We start from the raw sequence: 22,214 nt of genomic DNA on the forward strand, positions 1-22,214 counted from the left end.
GTAACATATTCGTTACGCAGCTTCACTTGCAACTCCGCGAATGCAGGATTCAGCCGGCGTGAGCGGCCAGGCGTTCTTCGCGGTCCGCGTTGATCAGGGCGTCCAGGACGTTGTCGAGGTCGCCGTCGAGGACCTGGTCGAGGTTGTACGCCTTGTAGTTCACGCGGTGATCCGCGATGCGGTTCTCCGCGAAGTTGTAGGTGCGGATCCGCTCGGAGCGGTCGACCGTGCGGACCTGGGAACGCCGGACGTCGGACGCCTTCGCGGCGGCCTCCTCCTCGGCGATCGCCTGCAGGCGGGCCTGGAGGACCTGGAGGGCGCGGGCGCGGTTCTGGATCTGGGACTTCTCGTTCTGGCACGAGACCACGACGCCGGTCGGCAGGTGCGTGATGCGGACAGCGGAATCGGTCGTGTTGACGCTCTGGCCGCCAGGGCCCGAGGACCGGTAGACGTCGATGCGAAGGTCGTTCGGGTCGATCTCGACCTCGACCTCGTCGGGCTCGGGGTAGATCAGGACGCCGGACGCCGAGGTGTGGATGCGGCCCTGGGACTCGGTGGCGGGCACTCGCTGCACGCGGTGCACCCCGCCCTCGAACTTCAGCCGGGCCCAGACGCCGTCGGCGACGGCGGAACGGCTCTTGATGGACACCGTGACGTCCTTGAAGCCGCCGAGGTCGGAGTAGACCGAGTCGAGCACTTCGGCCCGCCAGCCGTGCCGCTCGGCGTAGCGCAGGTACATGCGGAGGAGGTCGCTGGCGAAGAGTGCCGATTCCTCACCGCCCTCGCCGGACTTGATCTCCATGACCACGTCGGCGCTGTCGTACGGGTCACGGGGCAGGAGCAACTCGGTGAGCCTGTTCTCGAGTAAGGGGATGCGCGCGGAGATCTCTGCGGCCTCGGCCGCGAAGCTGGAGTCCTCCGAAGCGAACTCCTGGGCCGCGGCGAGGTCCTCGCGGGCGGTGTCGAGCTCGCGGACGACCTTCACCACCGGGCCCAGCTCGGCGTAGCGGCGCCCCAGTTTGCGCGCCCGGCCCTGATCGGCGTGCACCTCGGGGTCGGCGAGTTGCCCTTCCAGCTCGACGTACTCCTCGAGCAGCCTGCCGAGCGAACTCGAATCCACCACTTCACCTCTCTGAGAATGACCAACCCGGTGCAAAGCAAACGGCGCCCACCCGAACCTGCGGGTGAGCGCCGTTGATCAAGCTACTTGGCGTCGGCCTTCTTCTCGCGCTTGCCGTAGCGAGCCTCGAAGCGAGCGACACGACCACCGGTGTCCAGAATCCTCTGCTTACCGGTGTAGAACGGGTGGCAGTTCGAGCACATTTCCGTGTGGATGTGCCCGCCCTCCTTCGTGCTGCGCGTGGTGAACTCGTTCCCACAGCCACAGGTCACGGTGGTGACGTTGTACTCGGGGTGAATACCGCTCTTCATGGTGTCCTCTCTGGTTGGCCCCGGGTCCCCAAGCTGGGGTGAACCGGTGCCGGACTTCAGCGGGTGATTCTGCCAGACGAGCTGACGAGGGAGTCAACGTCCCCCGCCGAGCTGGTATTCCAGCGGGCGATCGCCGCAATCCGGACACGTTGAGTCATCAACAATATGCAGCGTGTGTACGAGATTTGTACCCACTGACGAGAAGGTGCGCTTGTTCGTAAATCGCTCACCGGATCCAGGAGGAACCGTGCGCACTTCGACCAAGCATCTGCTTTCCCGGGTCGCGAAACCGGCCGCCGTGGCCGCGCTGGCCGCCGCCGCGCTGGCGATGGCGCCGCTGGCGAGCGCCGCCCCCGCAGCCATCCCGGCCGACATCTCCGCCGCCGATATCAACCCGGCGGCGGGCACGTTCGCCACCGTGCCCGAGGGTTCGGTCACCATCCAGGGCGCCGCCGACGGCACCCCCGCGGGCGCCATCCAGTGGTACAAGAACCACCTCGGCAGCACCGCCTACCAGGGCTACTGCGAGAAGGCCGCTGAGAACGCCTACGGCACCACCGGCGTCTGGGGCTCGGCCAACGCGCACTGGACCGGCGCGAGCCCGAAGCACCCCACCGGCACCCCGCCCGCGGGGTCGTTCGTCTACTGGAACATCAGCGCCTATGGCCATGTCGGCATCGCGGACGGCAGCGGCGGCATCTACGCCAGCAGCATCGGCGGCAAGATCGGCCACGCCTCGAGCGTCAACTTCTTCAACGCCTACCGTGGGTGGACCCCGGCCGCGCGGCCGCACCAGTAGGTCCCGCGAGTGTCATGAAAGGGTCTTTCAGGGCAAAAAGTGTCCGCAAAGACCCTTTCATGACACTTCAAAGACGAGAAGGGCCCCGCCGGAGGAGACCGGCGGGGCCCTTCTCGTGCTCAGGAAGACTCAGTCGTCGTCGTTGGAACCGAGGGCTGTCTTCGAGACCTGCATCAGGAACTCGAGGTTCGTCTTCGTCTTGCGCAGCCGGGAGATCAGCAGGTCGATGGCCTGCTGCGAGTCCAGCGCGTGCAGCACACGGTTCAGCTTGTGCACGACGGCCAGCTCGTCCGGCGGGAGCAGCAGTTCTTCCTTACGCGTGCTGGACGGGTTGATGTCCACCGCGGGGAAGACCCGGCGCTCGGCGATCTTGCGGTCCAGTTTGAGCTCCGCGTTACCGGTGCCCTTGAACTCCTCGAAGATCACCGTGTCACCGGTCGAGCCGGTCTCCACCATCGCGGTGGCGAAGATCGTCAGCGAGCCGCCGTTTTCGATGTTGCGCGCCGCGCCGAGGAACCGCTTCGGCGGGAACAGCGCCGTCGAGTCGACACCACCGGAAAGGATCCGGCCGGACGCCGGGGCCGCGAGGTTGTACGCGCGGCCGAGGCGGGTGATCGAGTCGAGCAGCACGACCACGTCGTGGCCCATCTCCACCAGGCGCTTGGCGCGCTCGATGGACAGCTCGGCGACCGAGGTGTGGTCCGACGGCTGGCGGTCGAAGGTGGAGGCGATGACCTCGCCCTTCACCGACCGCTGCATGTCGGTGACCTCTTCCGGACGCTCGTCCACGAGCACGACCATCAGGTGGCACTCGGGGTTGTTCGTCGCGATCGCGTTGGCGATGTCCTGCATGATCGTCGTCTTACCGGCCTTCGGCGGCGAGACGATGAGCGCACGCTGGCCCTTGCCGACGGGCATCACCAGGTCGATGACACGCGTGGTGAGCTTGTGCGACTCGGTTTCGAGGCGCAGGCGCTCGTTCGGGTAGAGCGGGGTCAGCTTGGTGAACTCCGGCCGGTTCCGGGTCTCACTCGGGTCCAGGCCGTTGATCGAGTCGACGCGGACCAGCGGGTTGAACTTCTGCCGCTGGGCCTCGTTGTCCCGCGGCTGACGGACGACGCCGGTGATCGCGTCACCGCGGCGCAGGCCGTACTTGCGGACCAGCGAAAGCGACACGTACACGTCGTTCGGCCCGGCAAGATAGCCCGAGGTCCGCACGAACGCGTAGTTGTCGAGCACGTCCAGGATGCCCGCGACGGGCAACAGGACGTCGTCGTCGCGGATCTCGGTGTCGGGGGTGCCGCCTTCCGGCCTGCCGCCCCCGGTGCCCCGGCGGCGACGGTCGCGGAAGCGACGGCCACGACGGCCGCCTTCCTCGTCGTCGTCCGGCTGCTGGTTCCGGTTGTCCTGGCCAGCCCGGTTGTCGGCGTTGCGCTCGGCGTTCCGGTTGTCCTGCTGGCCACCGCGCTGACGCTGATTGTCCTGGCCGCCACCCCGGTTGTTGTCCCGGTTGCCCTGGCGGTCGTTCCGGTCGCCACGGTCGTTCTGGCGTCCGCCGCGCTGCTCGCCGCCCTGGCCTTCGCCACGGTCACGCTGCTGGCCCTGCTCACGCTGGCCCGGTTCGCGCTGCTGGCCGCCCTGATTGCCCTGACCACCCTGGGCCGCCTGGTTTCCCTGGCCGCCCTGGTTGCCGGATTCGGGCGCGCCCGCGGCCCGGTTGGACCCACGACGACGACGGCCTCGGCCGCCCTCCCCGTCCTGCTGGCCCTCGCCGGCGGACGCGGTGTCCTGCTGCGCCGGACTCTCGGCGGGCTTTTCCGGCCGCGTGGCCGGAGCCTCGACAGCCGGGGCTTCGGCCGGAGCCGTCGCCTTGTCCGCCTTCTCCGCACGGGCCTTGGCAGGAGCCTTCTCGGCCTTGGGCGCCTCCGCCTTGGGCGCGTCGAGACCGTCGAGGGGCAGCGTGTTGTCGCCCGCCACCCGGCGCTTGCTCTTGCCCTGACGCTCACGGATGGCCGCGATCAGGTCACCCTTGCGCATCCCGGTCGTCTCGCCGACACCCAGTTCACCCGCCAGCTGGCGCAATTCGGCGATGACCATCCCGGAAAGTCCCCCGGTACGGCGCTTGGGAGCGGTGGTGGTGCCGTTGGATTCGGCAGAAGTCTGATTTTCCACGTCGCCGCTCAAAAGTTCGGTGTTGCTCACACATGTCCTTCCTGACCGATCCACGCCTCCAGGCGGATCAGCGGACTGCCGTTCGCGTCCGATTGCGAAACGGCATTCTGTTCCCGATGCGGGCGAGCTGCGCTCAGACGTGCGGGGCCCGAAGTAACGGGGCCTGGACGTGCAAGCCAGAGCGAGAGCGCCGCCAGCACAGGGGGTTGCGTCCCCCAATTGGAGTACGCGGAATTCGACACCGCCGAAGCCGGAAACCCGCCTGCGTCAACCCGCTACCCCGCTTGCCAGGCGGTGCGGATGGCGGATCAACGAAAGATGCGATCCGGGATGCTCCCAGGACCGGCACCGGGTGCGGAAACGCACGGTGATCGAACGCCCCCGAGGGTAGACCGCGCCCGGGTCGGGTGCAACAACCACCCCCCGCGTGGCGGGCCCCCGGTCCCGCCCGTGATCGAGCCTTTACAGTGCCGCAACCTGGACCCCGCCCAAGTCGATGGGCAGCTCGGCGACGTCGAAGCCGTCGGCAACGACACCCGGAGGGAGTACGCCGCCGGTCGTCAGCGCGAGCACCGCGGGCCCGGCGCCGGAGATCGCGGCAGCGACGCCATGGGCACGCAGCGTGTCCACCAGCGCCGCGCTGGCCGGGTACGCGGGCGCCCGGTAGTGCTGGTGCAAGCGGTCTTCGGTGGCCGCGAGGAGCAGATCAGGGCGGCTGCCCATGGCGAGCACGGCCAGCGCGGACCGCCCCGCCGTGAACGCGGCGTCGGCGTGCGGGACCTCGGCCGGGAGCAGGCCGCGGGTCGCGTCGGTCGACGACCGCAGCGCGGGCACCGCCACCACGGGCCGGATGTCCTCGTGCGGGGTCAGCCGCTCCGCGCGGAAACGCCCGTCTTCGCACCAGGCGACGACGAAGCCGCCCAGAAGACTCGCTGCGGCGTTGTCGGCGTGCCCCTCGAACTCCGCCGCCAGCTGCAGCGCTTCGGCGTCCAGCGCCTTCTCCGCCAGCGCGTAGCCCGCCGCGACGCCGGAGACGACCGCGGCCGCCGACGAACCGAGCCCGCGGGCGTGCGGGATCGCGTTGAAGCAGCGCAGATGCAGGCCGGGCACCTTGACGCCCAGCTGCTCGCAGGTGTGCCGCAGCGCGCGGACCACGAGGTGGGTCTCGTCGGTCGGGACGTCGGCGATCCCACCGGCGCCCGCGTCGATCACCTCGATCTTGAGGCCCGTGTCGGTGACCTGGGCCTCGACGACGTCGTAGAGGCTCAATGCCAGGCCCAGCGTGTCGAAGCCCGGCCCCAGGTTCGCCGTCGACGCCGGGACGGTCACCTTCACGCCGGTGGTCATCGCAGGCCCAGCGCGCCCGCGACGGCACCGGGGTCGATGGCCAGTGGCTCGACCTCGATGTTGCCCTCCAGCGCTGTCGCCGGGTCCTTCAGGCCGTGGCCGGTGACCGTGCAGACCACCGTCGAGTCCTTCGGGATCAGTCCCCCGGCCGCGGTCTGCAGCAGCCCGGCGACGCTGGTGGCCGAGGCGGGCTCGACGAACACGCCCTCCCGGCGGGCCAGCAGGCGGTACGCCTCGAGGATCTTTTCGTCGGTGACGGCGTGGATGAGCCCGGCCGAGGAGTCGCGCGCGTTGATCGCGCCGTCCCAGGAGGCGGGGCTGCCGATGCGGATCGCGGTGGCGATCGTGTCCGGCTCACTGACCGGCTCGCCGTGCACCAGCGGCGCGGCGCCCGCGGCCTGGAAACCGAACATGCGCGGTGTGCTCTTGACCACACCGTCGGCCGCGTATTCGGAATACCCGGCCCAGTAGGCGGTGATGTTGCCCGCGTTGCCGACCGGCAGGCAGTGGATGTCCGGCGCCTGGCCGAGCACGTCACAGATCTCGAACGCCGCCGACTTCTGACCGGCGATGCGGACCGGGTTCACCGAGTTGACCAGGGTCACCGGGTAGTCGTTCGCGGTCTTGCGGGCCAGCTCGAGGCAGTCGTCGAAGTTGCCGTCCACCTGCAGGATCCGGGCGCCATGGGCGACGGCCTGGGCGAGCTTGCCCATCGCGATCTTGCCCTGGGGCACCAATACCGCGCAGGTCAGGCCCGCGCGGGCGGCGTAGGCCGCGGCGGACGCCGAGGTGTTGCCGGTGGAGGCGCAGATGACGGCCTTGAGGCCGCTGGCGAGCGCGTGGGTGATCGCCACCGTCATCCCGCGGTCCTTGAACGAGCCGGTCGGGTTCGCGCCCTCGACCTTGAGGTAGACGTTCGCACCGACGAGCCCGGACAGGTGCGCCGCCGGCAGCAGCGGGGTGTTGCCCTCGCCGAGGGTCACCACCTTCGCGCCGGGCGGGACCTGGATGCGGTCGGGGTATGCCTGGATGATTCCGGGCCAGGAGCTCACTGGTCTTCGCCTTCCACGCGCATCACGCTGACAACCTTGTGCACCACGTCGAGTTTGCCGATCTCGTCCACAGTGGACTGCAGAGCGGCGTCGGGGGCCAGATGGGTGACCACGACCAGGCTCGCGGTGTCGTTTCGGTCACGCTGGCGCACCGTCGAAATGCTTACGCCGTGTGCCGCGAACGCCTGGGCCACCTGGGCGAGCACGCCCGCGCGGTCGGCCACGTCGAGGCTGACGTGGTAGCGCGTCGGCGTCTGGCCCATCGGGCGCATCGGCAGCGCGGCGTGCGCGGACTCGCGCGGGCCGCGGCCGCCGACGACCAGGTTCCTGGCCACGGCCATCAGGTCGCCGAGCACCGCGCTGGCGGTCGGCGCTCCCCCGGCGCCCTGGCCGTAGAACATCAGCTCGCCCGCCGAGTCGGCCTCGACGTAGACGGCGTTGAACGCGCCGCCGACACCCGCCAGCTGGTGGCTGCGCGGGATCATCACCGGGTGCACGCGGGCGGAAACCGACTCGGAACCGTCGTCGGCGGTGACTCGCTCACAGATGGCCAGAAGCTTGACCGTGCGACCCAGTACGCGGGCCGCGGCGAGGTCGGAGGCCGTCACGTCGGCGATTCCCTCGCGGTGGACGTCCGACGCGGTCACCCGGGTGTGGAAGGCCAGTGAGGCGAGGATCGCGGCCTTGGACGCGGCGTCGTAGCCGTCGACGTCGGCCGTCGGGTCCGCTTCCGCATACCCGAGCCTCGACGCCTCGTCCAGCGTCTCGGCGTAACCGGCGCCGGTCGAGTCCATCGCCGAGAGGATGAAGTTGGTGGTGCCGTTGACGATGCCCATCACCCGGTTGATGCGGTCGCCCGCCATCGACTCGCGCAGCGGGCGCAGCAGCGGGATGGCCCCGGCGACGGCGGCCTCGAAGTAGAGGTCGACCCCGGCCGCGTCGGCGGCCTCGAACAGCTCCGCGGAGTGCTCGGCCAGCAGCGCCTTGTTGGCCGTGACCACGGCTTTCCCGGCCTTCAGCGCGTCGAGCAGCCAGCCGCGCACCGGCTCGATGCCGCCGACCAGCTCGACGACCACGTCGACGTCACTGCGGGTGACGAGCTCCGTCACGTCCGCGGTGAGCAGCTCCGGCGGCAGCTCCGGGTGCTTGTCGGGACGGCGGACCGCGATCCCGGCGATCTCGACCGGCGCCCCCGCCCTGGCGGCCAGCTCGTCCGCCTGCTCGGTCAGCAGGCGGGCGACCTCACCGCCGACCGTCCCACAGCCCAGCAGGGCAACCCTGATCGCGCGACCTTCCACAGTGGACACTGCTTAAACCTCCATTTTTCGCGAGTCCGCGCGCAACCGCGATCGCGTCGCCAGGGCGCTCCCACCGGCCGAACTCAGGTTCGCGCTAGATGGCGCCCTGCCGCCCCGATAGCGGGGCCTTCGGCCGAACACGCGCTCAGTGGTCCCGTTGTGTTCCGCGCGTAGCTCGCGCATTTCTAAACCTCCAGGCGCAACATGTCGTCCGTCGTCTCCCGCCGCAGCAGCACGCGGGCGCTGCCGTTGCGCACGGCGACCACCGCGGGCCGCGGCTGACGGTTGTAACCACTCGCCATCGAGTAGCAGTAGGCACCGGTCGCCGCGACCGCGAGCAGATCGCCGGGAGCCAGCGTGTCCGGCAGCCAGCAGTCTCGTACGACGATGTCACCGGACTCACAGTGTTTTCCCACGACTCGGGATAGCGCGGCCTTCACCGGGCCGCCGTCGTCGTCACTCGAACGGGAAACCACGCGGCAGTCGTACACCGCGTCGTACAGCGCGGTGCGGATGTTGTCGCTCATCCCGCCGTCGACGCTGACGTACCGCCGCGACGCGTTGTCCCCGAGCGAGACGTCCTTGATGGTGCCGACCTCGTAGAGCGTGATGGTGCCGGGGCCCGCGATCGCGCGGCCCGGCTCGCCCGCGATCCTCGGCACCGGCAGGCCCGCGTACTCGCATTCCTTGCGGACCATCTCGCGGATCTGGGTGATCATCTGCGCGGGCGGCGGCGGGTTGTCCTTGTCGGTGTACGCGATGCCGAAACCACCGCCGAGGTCGACGATCGAGAGCTGCTCGAGCAGCTCGGGGCCGTGTTCCTTGCTCAGCTCGGCCAGCAGGCCGACCACGCGCCGGGCGGCGACCTCGAAGCCGTCGGCGTCGAAGATCTGCGAGCCGATGTGGCTGTGCAGGCCGATGAGCTTGAGCGAGGACGCGTTGAGCACCCGCCGGACGGCCTCCGCGGCGTCGCCGGAGGCGAGCGAGAAGCCGAACTTCTGGTCCTCGTGCGCGGTCGCGATGAACTCGTGGGTGTGCGCCTCGACGCCGACCGTGACGCGGATCAGCACCTCCTGCACCACGTCGCGCTTGGCGGCGATGTCGGCGAGGCGCGCGATCTCGTAGTAGGAGTCGACGACAACGGTGCCGACCCCCGCGTCGACCGCCATCTCGAGCTCCGCGATCGACTTGTTGTTGCCGTGGAAGGTGATCCGGGCGGGCGGGAAGTCCGCGCGCTGCGCCACGGCGAGCTCGCCGCCGCTGCAGACGTCGAGGCTCAGGCCCTGCTCGGCGACCCACTTCGCGATCTCGATGGAGAGGAACGCCTTGGACGCGTAGTGCACGAGCGCGGGGTCGTCGAACGCCTCGGCGTAGTCGGCGCAGCGGGACTTGAAGTCGGCCTCGTCCACCACGAACAGCGGGGTGCCGTAGGTCTCGGCCAGCTCGCGGACGTCGACGCCGGCGATGCGCACGACGCCGTCCGGAGCGCGATAAGTGTTGCGGGGCCAGACTTTCGGGTACAGACGGTCGAGTTCACCGGCGCTCGCCGGCGGGAAACCGGAGGCGTCGGCGTGGGGGTAGACGTCGGCGTGGCGCGGGCCCGCGGGATGAGCCATCGTTCGTTACATCCGTTCCGGAGCAGAGACACCGAGCAGGGCGAGGCCGTTGGCCAGCACCTGGCGTGCGGCCTCGCACAGTGCCAGGCGGGCGAAGGTCAGCGGGGTGGCCTCCTCGTCGCCCTGGGGCAGGACACGGCCGACCGCGTAGAACTTGTGGTACGAAGCGGCCAGGTCTTCGAGGTAGCGGGCGACCCGGTGCGGTTCACGCAGGTCGGCCGCGCGGCGGAGCGTCGTCGGGAAGTCGCCGATGGTGCGGATCAGCTCGCCCTCGGCGGGCAGCGTCAGCAGTCCGAAGTCGACGTCCACATCGGACTTGAGCCCCAGGTCCGAAGCCCCGCGCCGCAAGGAGGAAAGCCGCGCGTGCGCGTACTGGACGTAGTAGACCGGGTTGTCGTTGGAATGCTTGCGCAGCAGGTCGAGGTCGATGTCCAAAGAGGAATCCACCGGGTAGCGGATCAGCTCGTAGCGCGCCGGGTCGACCCCGACCGCCTCGACCAGGTCCTCCATGGTGATCACGGTGCCCGCGCGCTTGCTCATTCGCACCGGCTTGCCGTCACTGACCAGGTTGACCAGCTGGCCGATCAGCACCTCGACCACGCCGGGGTCGTCGCCGAACGCCGCCGCGGCCGCCTTGAGCCGCGCGGTGTAGCCGTGGTGGTCGGCGCCGAGCAGGTAGATGCACAGGTCGAAGCCGCGTTTGCGCTTGTCCTGGAAGTAGGCGAGGTCACCGGCGATGTAGGCCGGGTTGCCGTCCTTCTTGATGACGACGCGGTCCTTGTCGTCGCCGTAGTCCTTGGACCTGAGCCACCAGGCGCCGTCCTCGAAGTAGAGGTTGCCGGAGTCCTTGAGCTGCTGGACCGCGGTGGCGACCGCGCCGGACTCGTGCAGCGAGTTCTCGTGGAAGTAGACGTCGAAGTCGGTGCCGAACTGGTGGAGGCTCTCGCGGATCTCGGTGAACATCAGCTCGATGCCGATCCGGCGGAACGTCTCGTGGCGCTCGGCCTCATCGAGCGAAAGCGCGCTCGGCTCCTGGCGGAGGACCTCGGCGGCGATGTCGGAGATGTAGCCGCCCGCGTAGCCGTCCTCGGGAGCGGGCTCGCCCAGCGAGGCGGCGATCAGGGACCGGACGAACCGGTCGATCTGGGCGCCGGCGTCGTTGAAGTAGTACTCACGGGTGACCAGCGCGCCCTGCGCGCCGAGCACGCGGCCCAGCGCGTCGCCGACCGCGGCCCAGCGGGTGCCGCCGAGGTGGATCGGACCGGTCGGGTTCGCGGAGACGAACTCCAGGTTGATCTTGACCCCGGCCATCGCCTCGCCGAGGCCGTAGGAGTCACCGGCGGCGAGCGCCTGGGAGATGACCTCGCCCTGCGCGTCGGCAGCGAGGCGCAGGTTCAGGAAGCCGGGCCCGGCCACCTCCGCCACGGTGATGCCGTCGGCGCCGGTGAGCACCTCGGCCAGCGCGTCGGCGAACTCGCGGGGCTGGAGGCCCGCCTTCTTGGCCACCTGCAGTGCGAGGTTGGTCGCGTAGTCCCCGTGTTCGGGGTTGCGCGGACGTTCGATGGTCACCTTTTCCGGCAGCACTGCGTCGTCGATGCCGCGGGCGGAGAGAACCTGCACGGCGGAGCTGCGGACCAGGTCGGCTAGGGCTGCGGGAGTCACCTGCCGAATTCTAGGTGTCAGCAGGTGGCGGCCCTCGCGGCGGTCCCGCCACCCCCTGTCGGCCCTACTGACGACCTGGGCCGGTCCGGTGATCCTCTGACCGTTCACCGTGACCAGACGCCCGGTCTCTACACTGGTCGTGGTTTATCCACCTCTGGAGGAACGCGGGAGCCATGGCGAACGGGACAACGAAGAAAAAAGGGTCGCCGATGAAGGCGGCCCGCAAAAGTTCCGTCGTGTCCAAGAAGGGCACGCCGTGGGGCACCATCATCGCCGTGATCGCGGTCGTCGCACTGGCGGCCAGCGTGTTCACCGTCTACCTGGTGCAGTCGGCGCCCAAGCGTGAGCAGAAGTCCAGGGAAGAGGCCGCCGCGGCGTTCGCGCCCTCGGCGAGCAACCCGGACCCCTCCAAGGGCATCGCCGGTGTGATCACGGCGCAGTACGCCGCCGGTGCGCACGTCCTGGCGACCGAACGCGTCGCCTACGACAAGACCCCGCCCTTCGGCGGCCCGCACGACGGCGTCTGGGCGGCCTGCACTGGCGTCGTCTACCCGACCGCGGTGCGCACCGAGAACATGGTCCACGGCCTCGAGCACGGCGCCGTCTGGATCGCGTACAACCCGGACAAGATCACCGGCCCGGCGCTCGACGAGCTCAAGGTCCGCGTCAACGGCAAGCCGTACTCGATGATGTCGCCCTACCCCGGCCTCGACCAGCCGATCTCCCTGCAGTCCTGGGGTCACCAGCTCAAGCTGACCGACGCGAACGACCCGCGGATCGACCAGTTCATCGCGGCGCTGCGGAGTAACCCGAACGGGGTCTACCCCGAGATCGGCGCCTCCTGCGACGCGCAGGGCCCCGGCCAGTTCGACCCGGACAACCCGCCGCCGTTCGACCCGAGCAAGCCGGGCAAGGACGCGAAGCCGATGGACTACAAGGGCACCCAGACCGCCCAGCAGGACCAGACGGGCGGCGCCGGCCAGCAGCCCCCCGCCGGGTTGCCGGGTCAGTAACCGATGAGCGCCGAAATCCACCGGGTCGACGAGGACACCGAGCTCGACGAGACCACTGAGCGGCCCGCCTGGTCGCGCTGGGTGATCATCGGGGCGACGCTGGTCGCCGTGCTTCTCGTCGGCGCGACGCTCGGCATGTTCCTCACGAACACTGCCGGCGGCGAACCGGCCACCGCCACCCCGGCGGCCGGTTCGGTGGAGGTCGGCTTCGCGCAGGACATGTCGGTGCACCACCTGCAGGCGGTGACCATGGCGAACTGGGCCCGCGACCACACCACGGACCCGGAGGTCCGGCAGCTGGCCTTCGACATCGGGACCACCCAGCTGGAGCAGGTCGGCCGGATGAAGGGCTGGCTCATGCTGTGGGACCAGCCCGAGCAGGCGACCGGCGCGTACATGACCTGGATGACCGACGCGGGCGCGATGAGCGGGCACGGCGGCATGCAGATGCCCCAGGCAGTCGCGAACGGCGCGCCGATGCCCGGCATGGCCACCAGCGCCGACCTGACCAAGCTCCGCTCACTGAGCGGCAAGGCGCTCGACGTCGAGTTCCTGCAGCTGATGCTGCGGCACCACCAGGGCGGCACCGGGATGGCGACCTACGCCCAGCAGCATTCGGACCTGCTCGCACTGCAGCAGCTCACCAAGAGCATCCTGACGTCGCAGGGCGCCGAGATGGACCTGATGAACCGGATGCTCGGGGCGCGGGGCGCGGCTCCGCTGCCTGCCGCTTGAGCCCTCACCGCGTGAGATGAACGGACCGTTCATGGCGTTTTTCAGCGGACGAGGCTGAAGAAGCCACGCACCTGCGCGACGAAGGAGCCCGGCTGTTCGAGCGCGGCGAAGTGGCCGCCGTGGTCCAGCTCCTCGAACCAGCGGAGGTCGGTGTAGCGGCGTTCGGCCCAGCGGCGCGACGGGCGGATGATCTCGCGCGGGTAGACCGAGATGCCCGACGGCACCGGCACGTCAGGGAGCTCGCGGCTCCGGTTCTCCCAGTAGATCCGGGCCGAGGAGGTCGCCGTCCCGGTGAACCAGTAGACCGAGATCGCGTCGAGCTGCTGCTGCTTGGTGAGCGCGTTCGCGAGGTCGCCGCGGTGGTCGGTCCACACCCAGAACTTCTCGGTGATCCACGCGGCCTGCCCGGACGGTGAGTCCGCGAGGCCGTAGCCGAGCGTCTGCGGGCGGGTGCCCTGCTGGGTCGAGTAGCCGGTCCCGGCGCTGACGTGCTCGCGCAGGTCCGCCATCGACTGGAGCTCGGACGGCGTCGGATCGTCGAAAGTCTTGTCGTCCATGGCCACCCTGGCCATGTTCACGTGGACGCCGGCGAGCCGCTCGGGCGCCACCAGTGCGAGCCGGTCGGTGATCATGGCGCCCCAGTCACCGCCCTGCGCCCCGTAACGGTCATAGCCCAGGCTGCCCATCAGCGCGTCCCAGGCGCGAGCGATCCGGTCGACGTTCCATCCGGTCTCGGCGGGCTTGTCGCTCCAGCCGAAGCCGGGCAGCGAAGGCGCGACGACGTGGAAGGCGTCGGCGGGATCGCCTCCGTGCGCGCGCGGGTCGGTGAGCGGGCCGAGCACCTCGAGGAACTCGGTCACCGAACCCGGCCAGCCGTGCGTGAGCACCAGCGGGAGCGCGCCGGGCTCGGGCGATCGGACGTGCAGGAAGTGGAGGCCCAGACCGTCCACAGTGGTCCGGAACTGCGGGAAAGCGTTGAGCCGGGCGGCAAAACCGAAGTCGTACTCCTCCGCCCAGTAACGGCAGAGCTCCCGCGCGTACTCGAGCGGGACACCCTGGGTCCACCCCTCGGCGGTCGCGGGTTCCGGCCAGCGGGTGCGCGCGAGCCGGGCACGCAGATCGGCGATGTCGGCGTCTTCGACACTCACCTCGAACGGTTCGGCCACGGTTGTCCCCTCACTGCGCATGGTCGGTCCAACGCTAGCAGGATTCGTGGGTATCGCCAACGAACGGGTAAACTCCCCCGATGGACAACCCGCCCGCCCGCCTCCGCGGCAAACCCAGCTGGCTGATCAGCCAGGCCTCGGCGTACGGCCATCGGCTCGTGACCGAGGCACTCGCGACCGAGAACGCCCGGCGCTATCACTACTCGATACTGGCGGCGCTCGACGAGTTCGGCCCCGCCAGCCAGGCGACGCTCGGCCGCCGCTGCGGGATCGACCGCAGCGACGTCGTCGCGATGGTGAACGAACTCGCCGCACAGGGCCACCTCGACCGCACCCCCGACGACGCCGACCGCCGCCGCAACGTCATCACCCTGACCGCGACGGGCCGTCAGCAGCTGACCCGCCTCGAAGCCCTGGTCACCAGCGCGCAGCACACCCTGCTCGACCCGCTGTCCGCCGACGAGCGGCGGCAGTTGACCGGCCTGCTGAGCCGTGTCGTCGAGCACCACGGCCTCCCGTGAGGACCCCGGGGACCATGCGCTAAGCTTTCACCGGTCGCGCAAGCGCCCTCGTAGCTCAGGGGATAGAGCACTGCCCTCCGGAGGCAGGTGTCGCAGGTTCGAATCCTGCCGAGGGCACCACGAGGATGGGAACGGGAGAGATGTCAGACATGACGTCCTCCTCTGTCCTTTTCTTGCGTTTACTCTGGTCAAGCTGCTCGCCGTGGTCAAACGGTAAGATGGTGGCCTCATGCGCGGCCTGACGTGCCGCAGGGACCGTCGAACCAAGCAACGTGACCTTGCACTTGATCTGGTTGCTGTCCTTGCGGTAACGCAGTTCGAGGCGGAGGACTTCGAAGAGTCGACGGGCGACGTCTTCGGGTAGGTCCTCGATCCTGACCTCGCCCAGGGGCAAGGCGTCGAGCAGTTCGGGGTTGGGTGCCTGCTGGTTCTCCTGTTCAGCCTCGGCGAGCTGCGCTTCGAGTTGAGATTTGCGTTCATGGAGTTCGTTGCGTTCGTCGTTGATGTCGCTGACGAAGTCCTTTGTCGGTTTGTCGACCAGGGCGAAGCTGCGGATGACGTTCTTGATCATCCGGGTGGTGTCGTCGATCTCACGGCGCAACGCGTCGATGCGCTGTTGTCGTTCCTGTTGGGCGGTAACGCCGAGTTCGCGGGCGGTGTCGCCGAGCAGGGTGCGGCGGTAGGTGCCGAAGATGTGGCCGGACAGGAAGTCGTTGAGCTTGGCGACGATGGCGTCTTCGCGAATCCAGAAGCTCCCGGCGGCGGGATGTCCTTCGGGGATGTAGCCCTTTTTCGGTGCACACACGTAGTAGGCGTGGCCGCGGCGGGTCTTGCCGTTCATGCGTCGGCCGCAGGTGCCGCAGAACAGATAGGTGCGCAGCAGATAGCTGCGTTTGGTCTGGGGGTGCTTGACGTTGGTGTTGCTGGTACTTCGGGAGCCGAAGCGGTGTCCGCTGACGTCCTGGGCGCGCAGCCAGTCCTCCAGCGTAACGAGATGTTCATGGACAGGCTGTGCGGACCAGATCCATTCCTCGATGGGGTTGGCGCGGTTGCCGCGGGACTTGCGTCCCTTTCGGTTCCACACCATGTGCCCGGTGTGTTTGGGGTTGGTCAGCAGGTCGCGCACGTTGGAGTAGGTCCAGCGGCCGACGGCGCGTTTCGGGTCAACGGGAACGGGCGGCGGGTAGGTGGCCAGGTCGAGGTTAAGACGGTCCGCGATCGCCTGATAGCCGACGCGCTCATTGATTCGCCACGCATACGCCTGGCGTACGGCAGGTGCCTGCGTTGGATCGATGTCGAGAAAGGTCTTCTTCAAGCACCCTTTGCGCGCTTGGCGGAAACCGGGTACGGGACGTGCCGCGCGCGGTAGCCGTAGCAGGCTTGCCGATGTTATAACCGGCCTCGGTGTGGACCGCGTAGCCGTCCCAGGATTTTTCCAGCATGTCGACGACATAGAACTCGGACAGGGTCTGGACCGCCCTGTGGAGGTGACACGTCATGACCCAGCCCGTGCGCATCCCTGCCGACGTCGACCGCGAGGATCGCGTCGTCGCCAACCTCACCGCACGACAACTCGCGATCCTCGCGGTCACCGGCATCCTGCTCTACAGCGTCTGGACCATGACCCGCGGCGCAGTGCCGCTGCCGATCTTCCTGATCATCGCGATCCCGATCGGGGTAAGCGCCGCTGTCCTCGCGCTCGGGCAGCGCGACGGCATTAGCCTCGACCGGCTCCTGCTGGCGGCCATCCGCCAGCGGCTACAACCGCGTCACCGGGTGGCCGCGCCCGAAGGCGTTCGAGCCGCACCACAGTGGCTGGCCAGCCGCGTCGCCAGCAGCGGGGCAGGGGGCTCGGAGGTGTCTCCGGCGCCGCTGCGGCTGCCCGCCGAAGGGGTCACCGAAGCCGGGATCGTCGACCTCGGAACCGAGGGCATGGCGATCGTGGCAGTCGCCTCCACGGTGAACTTTGCGCTGCGCACCCCCGGCGAGCAGGAAGCGCTGGTCGCGTCCTTCGGACGGTACTTGCACTCGATCTCCGCGCCCGTGCAGGTACTCTCCGGGCCGAACGGCTGGACCTGAGCCGGCAGATCAGCGAACTGCGCGCCACCGCCCCCGGCCTGCCGCACCCGATGCTCGAAACCGCAGCCCGGGAGCACGCGACCTACCTCGACCAGCTGCGCCGCTCCACCGACCTGTTGCGCCGCCAGGTTCTCATCGTGCTGCGTGAACCGGTGCGCGCGGCAGGTCCGGCCGACGGACTCGGCGGAGCGTCCCCGCTCGCCGCGCTGCACGCCCGACGCCACCGTGCCGGACAGGTCACCGACACCGCCCGGCGCGCCGCGGAAACCCGACTCGTCCGGCGCCTCGGCGAAGCGATCGAACTGCTCTCCCCCGCCGGGATCACGATCACCCCACTCGACGCGGGCCAAGCCACGGCGGTACTCGCCACAGCCTGCAACCCCGAGAACCTGATCCCACCCTCCGCCGGGCTGGCCGGCGCAGACGAGGTAGTCACCACCGCTGACCCCGACGACGAGCCACTGGCACGGCGGCAGCCGACCCCAGGCGCACTCGACGACTGGGACGGCGGCGACCTATGAACCCGATACTCGGCCGCCTCCGACGGCGCACGAAACAGGCCACGAACGCACCGGTGGTAGGCCGGGCTAGCGCGTTCACACCGGACTCGCTCTCGGTCGCGCCCCGGCACCTGGAGATCGGCGGCGAATGGGTCGCCTCCTTCGCGGTCACCGGGTATCCACGCGAAGTGCACGCGGGGTGGCTCCAGCCGCTGCTGTCCTACTCCGGCCGCGTCGATGTCTCCTTGCACATCGAGCCGATCGACCCGGTCACCGCCGCCACCCGGCTCAAACGCCAGCTATCCAAGCTCGAGTCCGGCCGGCGGCACACCAGCGAGAAGGGCCGGTTGCTGGACCCGATGGTCGAGGCCGCCACCGAGGACGCCTACGACCTGTCCGCCCGCGTCGCGCGCGGCGAAGGCAAGCTCTACCGGCTCGGCCTCTATCTGACCGTCCATGCCACCAGCGAGGACGATCTCGGTGAGCAGGTCGCCGCAGTGCGGGCACTGGCCGCGTCACTATTGATGAACGCGCAGCCGACCACGTACCGGTCGTTGCAGGGCTGGGTGTCCACCCTGCCTCTGGCGCTGGACCTGATCGGGATGCGCCGCACCTTCGACACCAGCGCCCTGGCCGCCGCGTTCCCCTTCACCAGCCCCGACCTACCCCCAGCCGACCCGACCAGCGTCGCCGCACCAGACGGCGTCCTGTACGGGTTCAACGTCGGATCGCAAGGTTTGGTCCATTGGGACCGCTTTGCCGCGGACAACTACAATGCGGTAGTTCTTGGGCGCTCCGGAGCGCCCAAGTCCTACCTGGTGAAACTGGAAACCCTGCGGAGCCTGTACCGCGGAGTCGAGGTGTCCATCATCGATCCGGAGGACGAGTACCGGCGGCTGTGCGAGGCCATCGGCGGCACCTACCTCCACCTCGGCGACTCTGACGTCCGCATCAACCCGTTCGATCTACCGATCGCAGTGCGCCTGGACGGGCGCCGCACGGCCCCCAAGGACGCACTCACCCGCCGGGCACTGTTCCTGCACACCGTCATCGGAGTCCTACTCGGCACCGACCTGTCCGCGCAGCAGCGGGCCGTGCTCGACCGGGCGATCATGGCCACCTACCAGCAGGCCGGGATCACGAGCGACCCGCGGACCTGGAGCAGGCAGGCTCCGTTGCTAGCCGATCTCGCCGCGGTCCTCACCGCCACCGCGGACCCGGTCGCCGCGGACGTGGGCGCACGGTTGCACCCGTTCGTCGAGGGCGCGTACTCCACGATGTTCTCCGGGCCGACCACGTCCAGGCCTGAGGGGCACCTGACCGTGTTCAGCCTGCGCGACCTACCTGACGAACTGCGTCCGATCGGCACGCTGCTCACCCTTGACACGGTGTGGCGGCGAGTGTCCAACCCGGCCATCCGGCGGCGGCGGCTGATCACGGCCGATGAAGCGTGGCTGCTCATGCAAGACCCCGCTGGGGCACGATTCCTGCACCGCATGGCCAAAGCAGCCCGCAAACACTGGGCGGGTTTGACGATCGCGACCCAGGATGTCGGCGACGTCCTCGGCACTGAGCTGGGTAAGGCGATCATTGCCAACGCGGCCACCCAGATCCTGCTACGCCAAGCCACTCAAGCGATCGACGAGATCGTGGCGACCTTCAACTTGTCCGACGGTGAGAAACAGTTCCTGATCTCTGCGGACAAGGGACAAGGCCTACTTTCCACCGGGACGCAGAAAGTTGCGTTCCAGTCGCTGGCCTCTCCGCAGGAAAACGCGCTCATCACAACAGATCCGGCCGAGTTGGCGCAGTACGCAGGACACGAACCTGGCACGGCCGACGGTGCGTTTGTGGATCTTGGCGTCGACGGCGCTGAGCTGGCTCTTGATGCGGACGCTGACGGTCACGTCGACCTCGACAGCACCGCGTAACCCGCCCACCACTGCGGATCGCTTCAACCACAACCGTTTCTACTCGTTTTTTCACCTGCCTGACTTTTCTTTGCGAGGTGTCGTATGTCTTCCTCCGCCAACGTGACCGCAGTTCGGGCGCGACCAGCCCAGTTGCTGACACAGAACCGGGAGATGCGCGCGATCGGTGTCTGGAACTGGACACTGCCTGCACTGGCCGCCCGTCTGCCCGACGGACGGACGCAGGTGACCTGCCCAGCGGCGAGCGCATGCACTCGAATCTGCTACGCGCGCAACGGTACCTACCTCTTCCCTGCAGTGAAAGCCAAGCATACCGCCAATCTCGCGTACGTCCTGGACGATCTTCCCGGCTGGACAGATGCCATGATCCGCGAACTGTCGGCGCCGCGCCTCATCGGGAAATTTGTCAGGGTGCACGACGCTGGGGACTTTCAGTGATGCCTACACTTTGGCGTGGTGTCACGTGATGCGCGCATGCCCGCAGGCGACTTTCTACTGTTATACCAAGGAAGTTCGGCGATTCAAACGGCTGATAGAACCGGACCCACCAGAGAACGTACTGTGGGTCTACAGTTACGGTTATCTGCCAGGTTTTACCTGTTGTTCACCAACCTTGAACTGAGGACTGTCCGCAGGCTAGAGCCCGGTTAGTCGGGTACCTGTCCCCAACAATCGGAAAACACCCACGTGTCGCAGCGCGTGCGCTCGGCAGCGAGACGCAAGATACGCAGTGCTGCTGCAGCTCAACCACTGGCGGCTCCCCGCATGGCGGTGATGCCGGCACTGGCGAATGCGAGGACTTGATCGACGAGGACGAGCAGTGCATCTGTTGAGTTGGTGACAGCAGCGGCGTTTGCCTCGTTTGTCTGATACAGCTCGCGAAGCCCGGTCACGACCGTCACTGCTGCCAGACGGGGCGCGAGTGCGTCGGCGGACGTGTCCAGGTCGCGGCCAATATGGGCTGCGATGAGTTGTTCGTGATGGTAGTAGCCGGCACGGGCCCGAGCGCGGAGCTCGTCGTCCGCACAGATCACCTGTGCCCGCAACGCTCGACGCTGCCAGATGCGGTGCTGGATGTCGGGCGCCTCGGAGTCCAGTGCACGCATGGTGCTGGCCATCCAGTCACGCAACGCGCGCAGGGTCGATTCGTCGGCGGCGCGGTTGCCGAGTCGGGCCGCGAGCGACTCCGCGGTGAAGGGTTCGGCGTCGAACAGCAGGTCTGCCTTGGTCGGGAAATGCACGGTAACTGTCCGCAACGCCACGTCGGCGGCGGCGGCGATCGCGTTCATGGTCGTGTCCCGATAGCCCTGCTCGGCGAACAGCGTCAGTGCGGCGTCTTGAATCGCCGCTCGGGTGCGGCTCTTGCGTTGCTGCTGACGATCCGTGCTCTGCGGGCTCACCAATCCAGGTTACCTCATGCGCAATACTGCCGCTCGTGTAGTATTGCAGAGTAAGCAACTTACACTGAAAATGAGGCATCCATGGGCAAGACATGGTTCATCACTGGCGCGTCGAAGGGGTTCGGGAGGCAATGGGCCGAGGCGGCCCTCGACCGCGGTGACCAGGTGGCGGCCACCGCCCGCGACATCCAGACACTCGACCCGCTGGTCGAGACCTACGGCGAGTTGGTGTTGCCGATCCAACTCGACGTCACCGACCGCGAAGGCAGCCGTGCCGCCGTGGCAGGCGCCGCCGGGCACTTCGGCCGGCTCGACGTCGTTGTCAACAACGCGGGCTATGGCCATTTCGGCATGGTCGAGGAACTCAGCGAGGCTGACATCCGCGAACAGTTGGAGACCAACCTGCTCGGCACACTTTGGGTGACGCAGGCTGCGCTGCCGATCATGCGCGAGCAAGGTTCGGGCCACATCATCCAGGTGACCAGCGAAGGTGGGGTGACCGCGTTCCCGGGAATCGGGGCGTACCACGCGTCCAAGTGGGCCGTCGAGGGCCTCACCCAGTCCCTTGCCCAGGAGGTCGCCACGCTCGGCATCCAGGTCACCATGGTCGAACCCGGCCCATACGGCACCGATTGGCTGGCAGTCGGAGCCAAGCAGAGCCGGAAAGAGTCCGCCTACGACACAGTCCGTGACGAGCTGAGCCGGTCGTGGGACGGCCTCGCGGTGGGCGACCCGCGCGCCACACGCAGCGCCATCCTCGCTGTCGTCGATGCGAAGGAACCACCCCTGCGCATCTTCTTCGGCAAAACGCCCTTGGAAGATGTGACACGGGACTACAAGTCACGACTCGCGACATGGAACGAGTGGCAGCACGTGTCCGTCGGGGCCTCCGGCCCCAGCGCTTGAGCGTCCGGCAGCCCGTTTGTTGCTTGCTGCCTGGGCCCTGCCGTGCACGAGTACGTCGCGGTCGATCCGACCGTGGCGAGCGACGAGAAGGAATGATCGCGTCACGCCCGGCACTCTGATAGGAGCACGCAACGACCGTCCAGTCACCAGTCACCAGTCACCAGTCACCAGTCACCAGTCAGCGCGAGGGCGAGGGCGAGGGCGAGGGCGAGGGCGAGGGACGGTAGATGGGAACAACACGGGCAGCAGTTGCGCTCTGGTCGGCCAAAGCCTCGTTCTCCAGACTCAGCAGGTTGAGTGACGCCGCGTAGATCGCGAGGCGTTCCTCAAGCTCTGCGGTGTACTTCAGCAGCTCGGCGTGCTTGTTCTTGAGAAGGTCGTACTCGCCCAGTCGCTTCGCGAAGGCGGCCGGGGTGTTGCCCGCTGCTGTGACGCGAGCCTGGAAGAGGTCCTTGAGGTCTAGTACTACAGGGCTAGATCTCTAGCATCTGGAGGCGGAGGCGTCGTCTGAAGTGGCTTCTTCGTGCGTCTGCCTGGTGTCCGCGTCGCCAGGCAGACGCACGGAGGCCCTGGTCGATGACGTGAT

16 protein-coding genes, 1 tRNA gene and 3 pseudogenes are annotated in these 22,214 nt (G+C 68.4%); 9 read left to right on the forward strand and 11 right to left on the reverse strand.

The features are described 5' to 3' along the window. Nucleotides 1-49 precede the first annotated feature (49 nt). Both prfA and rpmE read right to left on the reverse strand, forming a co-directional pair. Nucleotides 50-1,120 (reverse strand): peptide chain release factor 1, encoded by a 1,071-nt coding sequence (gene prfA / locus QMK34_RS33610; RefSeq protein WP_326418707.1) that lies wholly within the window; start codon nucleotides 1,118-1,120, stop codon nucleotides 50-52. An 83-nt stretch (nucleotides 1,121-1,203) separates the two neighbouring features. Then, nucleotides 1,204-1,431: a 50S ribosomal protein L31 gene (gene rpmE, locus QMK34_RS33615; RefSeq protein WP_326418708.1), complete on the reverse strand. Its 228-nt coding sequence runs from the start codon at nucleotides 1,429-1,431 to the stop codon at nucleotides 1,204-1,206. A 328-nt stretch (nucleotides 1,432-1,759) separates the two neighbouring features. On the opposite strand from rpmE, the gene QMK34_RS33620 reads away from it, so the two are divergent. Continuing rightward, on the forward strand, nucleotides 1,760-2,230 hold the full coding sequence (locus tag QMK34_RS33620) for a CHAP domain-containing protein (protein ID WP_442785271.1): 471 nt from the start codon (nucleotides 1,760-1,762) through the stop codon (nucleotides 2,228-2,230). A gap of 129 nt (nucleotides 2,231-2,359) precedes the next feature. Here the strand turns inward: QMK34_RS33620 and rho are convergent, their stop codons facing one another. The 6 genes from rho to argS form a co-directional block, all read right to left on the reverse strand. After that, on the reverse strand, nucleotides 2,360-4,432 hold the full coding sequence (gene rho / locus QMK34_RS33625) for a transcription termination factor Rho (RefSeq protein ID WP_326418710.1): 2,073 nt from the start codon (nucleotides 4,430-4,432) through the stop codon (nucleotides 2,360-2,362). A 432-nt stretch (nucleotides 4,433-4,864) separates the two neighbouring features. Beyond that, nucleotides 4,865-5,749, reverse strand: a complete 885-nt coding sequence (gene thrB, locus QMK34_RS33630; protein ID WP_326418711.1) for a homoserine kinase — start codon at nucleotides 5,747-5,749, stop codon at nucleotides 4,865-4,867. Continuing rightward, the gene (thrC, locus tag QMK34_RS33635; RefSeq protein WP_326418712.1) at nucleotides 5,746-6,801 is read right to left on the reverse strand and encodes a threonine synthase; all 1,056 of its coding nucleotides are present in this window, start codon (nucleotides 6,799-6,801) and stop codon (nucleotides 5,746-5,748) included. Before thrC ends, thrB begins: the two co-directional genes overlap by 4 nt. After that, a complete protein-coding gene (locus tag QMK34_RS33640) occupies nucleotides 6,798-8,108 on the reverse strand; it encodes a homoserine dehydrogenase (protein ID WP_326418713.1) in 1,311 nt (436 codons plus the stop codon). The genes thrC and QMK34_RS33640 overlap by 4 nt, the downstream gene beginning before the upstream one ends. A gap of 176 nt (nucleotides 8,109-8,284) precedes the next feature. Next, nucleotides 8,285-9,715, reverse strand: a complete 1,431-nt coding sequence (lysA, locus tag QMK34_RS33645) for a diaminopimelate decarboxylase (RefSeq protein WP_326418714.1) — start codon at nucleotides 9,713-9,715, stop codon at nucleotides 8,285-8,287. A 6-nt stretch (nucleotides 9,716-9,721) separates the two neighbouring features. Next, a complete protein-coding gene (gene argS, locus QMK34_RS33650; protein ID WP_326418715.1) occupies nucleotides 9,722-11,377 on the reverse strand; it encodes an arginine--tRNA ligase in 1,656 nt (551 codons plus the stop codon). A 209-nt stretch (nucleotides 11,378-11,586) separates the two neighbouring features. On the opposite strand from argS, the gene QMK34_RS33655 reads away from it, so the two are divergent. Then, entirely contained in the window at nucleotides 11,587-12,390 is an 804-nt protein-coding gene (locus tag QMK34_RS33655) for a DUF3105 domain-containing protein (protein ID WP_326418725.1), read from the forward strand. Nucleotides 12,391-12,393: 3 nt separating this feature from the next. Next, entirely contained in the window at nucleotides 12,394-13,125 is a 732-nt protein-coding gene (locus QMK34_RS33660) for a DUF305 domain-containing protein (RefSeq protein ID WP_326418716.1), read from the forward strand. 41 nt (nucleotides 13,126-13,166) lie between these two features. Here QMK34_RS33660 and QMK34_RS33665 read toward each other — a convergent pair whose 3' ends face one another. Continuing rightward, nucleotides 13,167-14,312: an epoxide hydrolase family protein gene (locus QMK34_RS33665; RefSeq protein ID WP_442785270.1), complete on the reverse strand. Its 1,146-nt coding sequence runs from the start codon at nucleotides 14,310-14,312 to the stop codon at nucleotides 13,167-13,169. A 59-nt stretch (nucleotides 14,313-14,371) separates the two neighbouring features. On the opposite strand from QMK34_RS33665, the gene QMK34_RS33670 reads away from it, so the two are divergent. Together QMK34_RS33670 and QMK34_RS33675 are read left to right on the forward strand one after the other, a co-directional pair. Continuing rightward, nucleotides 14,372-14,812, forward strand: a complete 441-nt coding sequence (locus QMK34_RS33670; RefSeq protein ID WP_326418718.1) for a MarR family winged helix-turn-helix transcriptional regulator — start codon at nucleotides 14,372-14,374, stop codon at nucleotides 14,810-14,812. Between the two features lie 44 nt (nucleotides 14,813-14,856). Next, nucleotides 14,857-14,932 (forward strand) — tRNA-Arg (locus tag QMK34_RS33675). 712 nt (nucleotides 14,933-15,644) lie between these two features. Here the strand turns inward: QMK34_RS33675 and QMK34_RS48025 are convergent. Then, nucleotides 15,645-16,265 (reverse strand): annotated as a pseudogene (locus QMK34_RS48025) (recombinase family protein); the annotation flags it as partial. Between the two features lie 44 nt (nucleotides 16,266-16,309). Between QMK34_RS48025 and QMK34_RS33685 the strand changes: the two are divergent. The 3 genes and pseudogenes from QMK34_RS33685 to QMK34_RS33695 all read left to right on the forward strand — a co-directional run. After that, nucleotides 16,310-17,412: pseudogene (locus QMK34_RS33685) on the forward strand (PrgI family protein). Continuing rightward, entirely contained in the window at nucleotides 17,409-19,322 is a 1,914-nt protein-coding gene (locus tag QMK34_RS33690) for a VirB4 family type IV secretion system protein (protein ID WP_326418720.1), read from the forward strand. The pseudogene QMK34_RS33685 and the gene QMK34_RS33690 overlap by 4 nt, the downstream one beginning before the upstream one ends. A gap of 84 nt (nucleotides 19,323-19,406) precedes the next feature. Further along, nucleotides 19,407-19,902: pseudogene (locus QMK34_RS33695) on the forward strand (GP88 family protein); the annotation flags it as partial. A gap of 163 nt (nucleotides 19,903-20,065) precedes the next feature. Here QMK34_RS33695 and QMK34_RS33700 read toward each other — a convergent pair. After that, nucleotides 20,066-20,722, reverse strand: coding sequence for a TetR/AcrR family transcriptional regulator (locus tag QMK34_RS33700; protein ID WP_326418721.1), 657 nt, complete (start codon nucleotides 20,720-20,722; stop codon nucleotides 20,066-20,068). 81 nt (nucleotides 20,723-20,803) lie between these two features. Between QMK34_RS33700 and QMK34_RS33705 the strand changes: the two genes are divergently transcribed. Then, nucleotides 20,804-21,628 (forward strand): SDR family oxidoreductase, encoded by an 825-nt coding sequence (locus QMK34_RS33705; RefSeq protein ID WP_326418722.1) that lies wholly within the window; start codon nucleotides 20,804-20,806, stop codon nucleotides 21,626-21,628. Nucleotides 21,629-22,214: the final 586 nt, after the last annotated feature.

It is taken from the genome of Amycolatopsis sp. H20-H5, assembly GCF_035828755.1.
In the GTDB taxonomy this organism is placed as follows: Bacteria; Actinomycetota; Actinomycetes; order Mycobacteriales; family Pseudonocardiaceae; genus Amycolatopsis.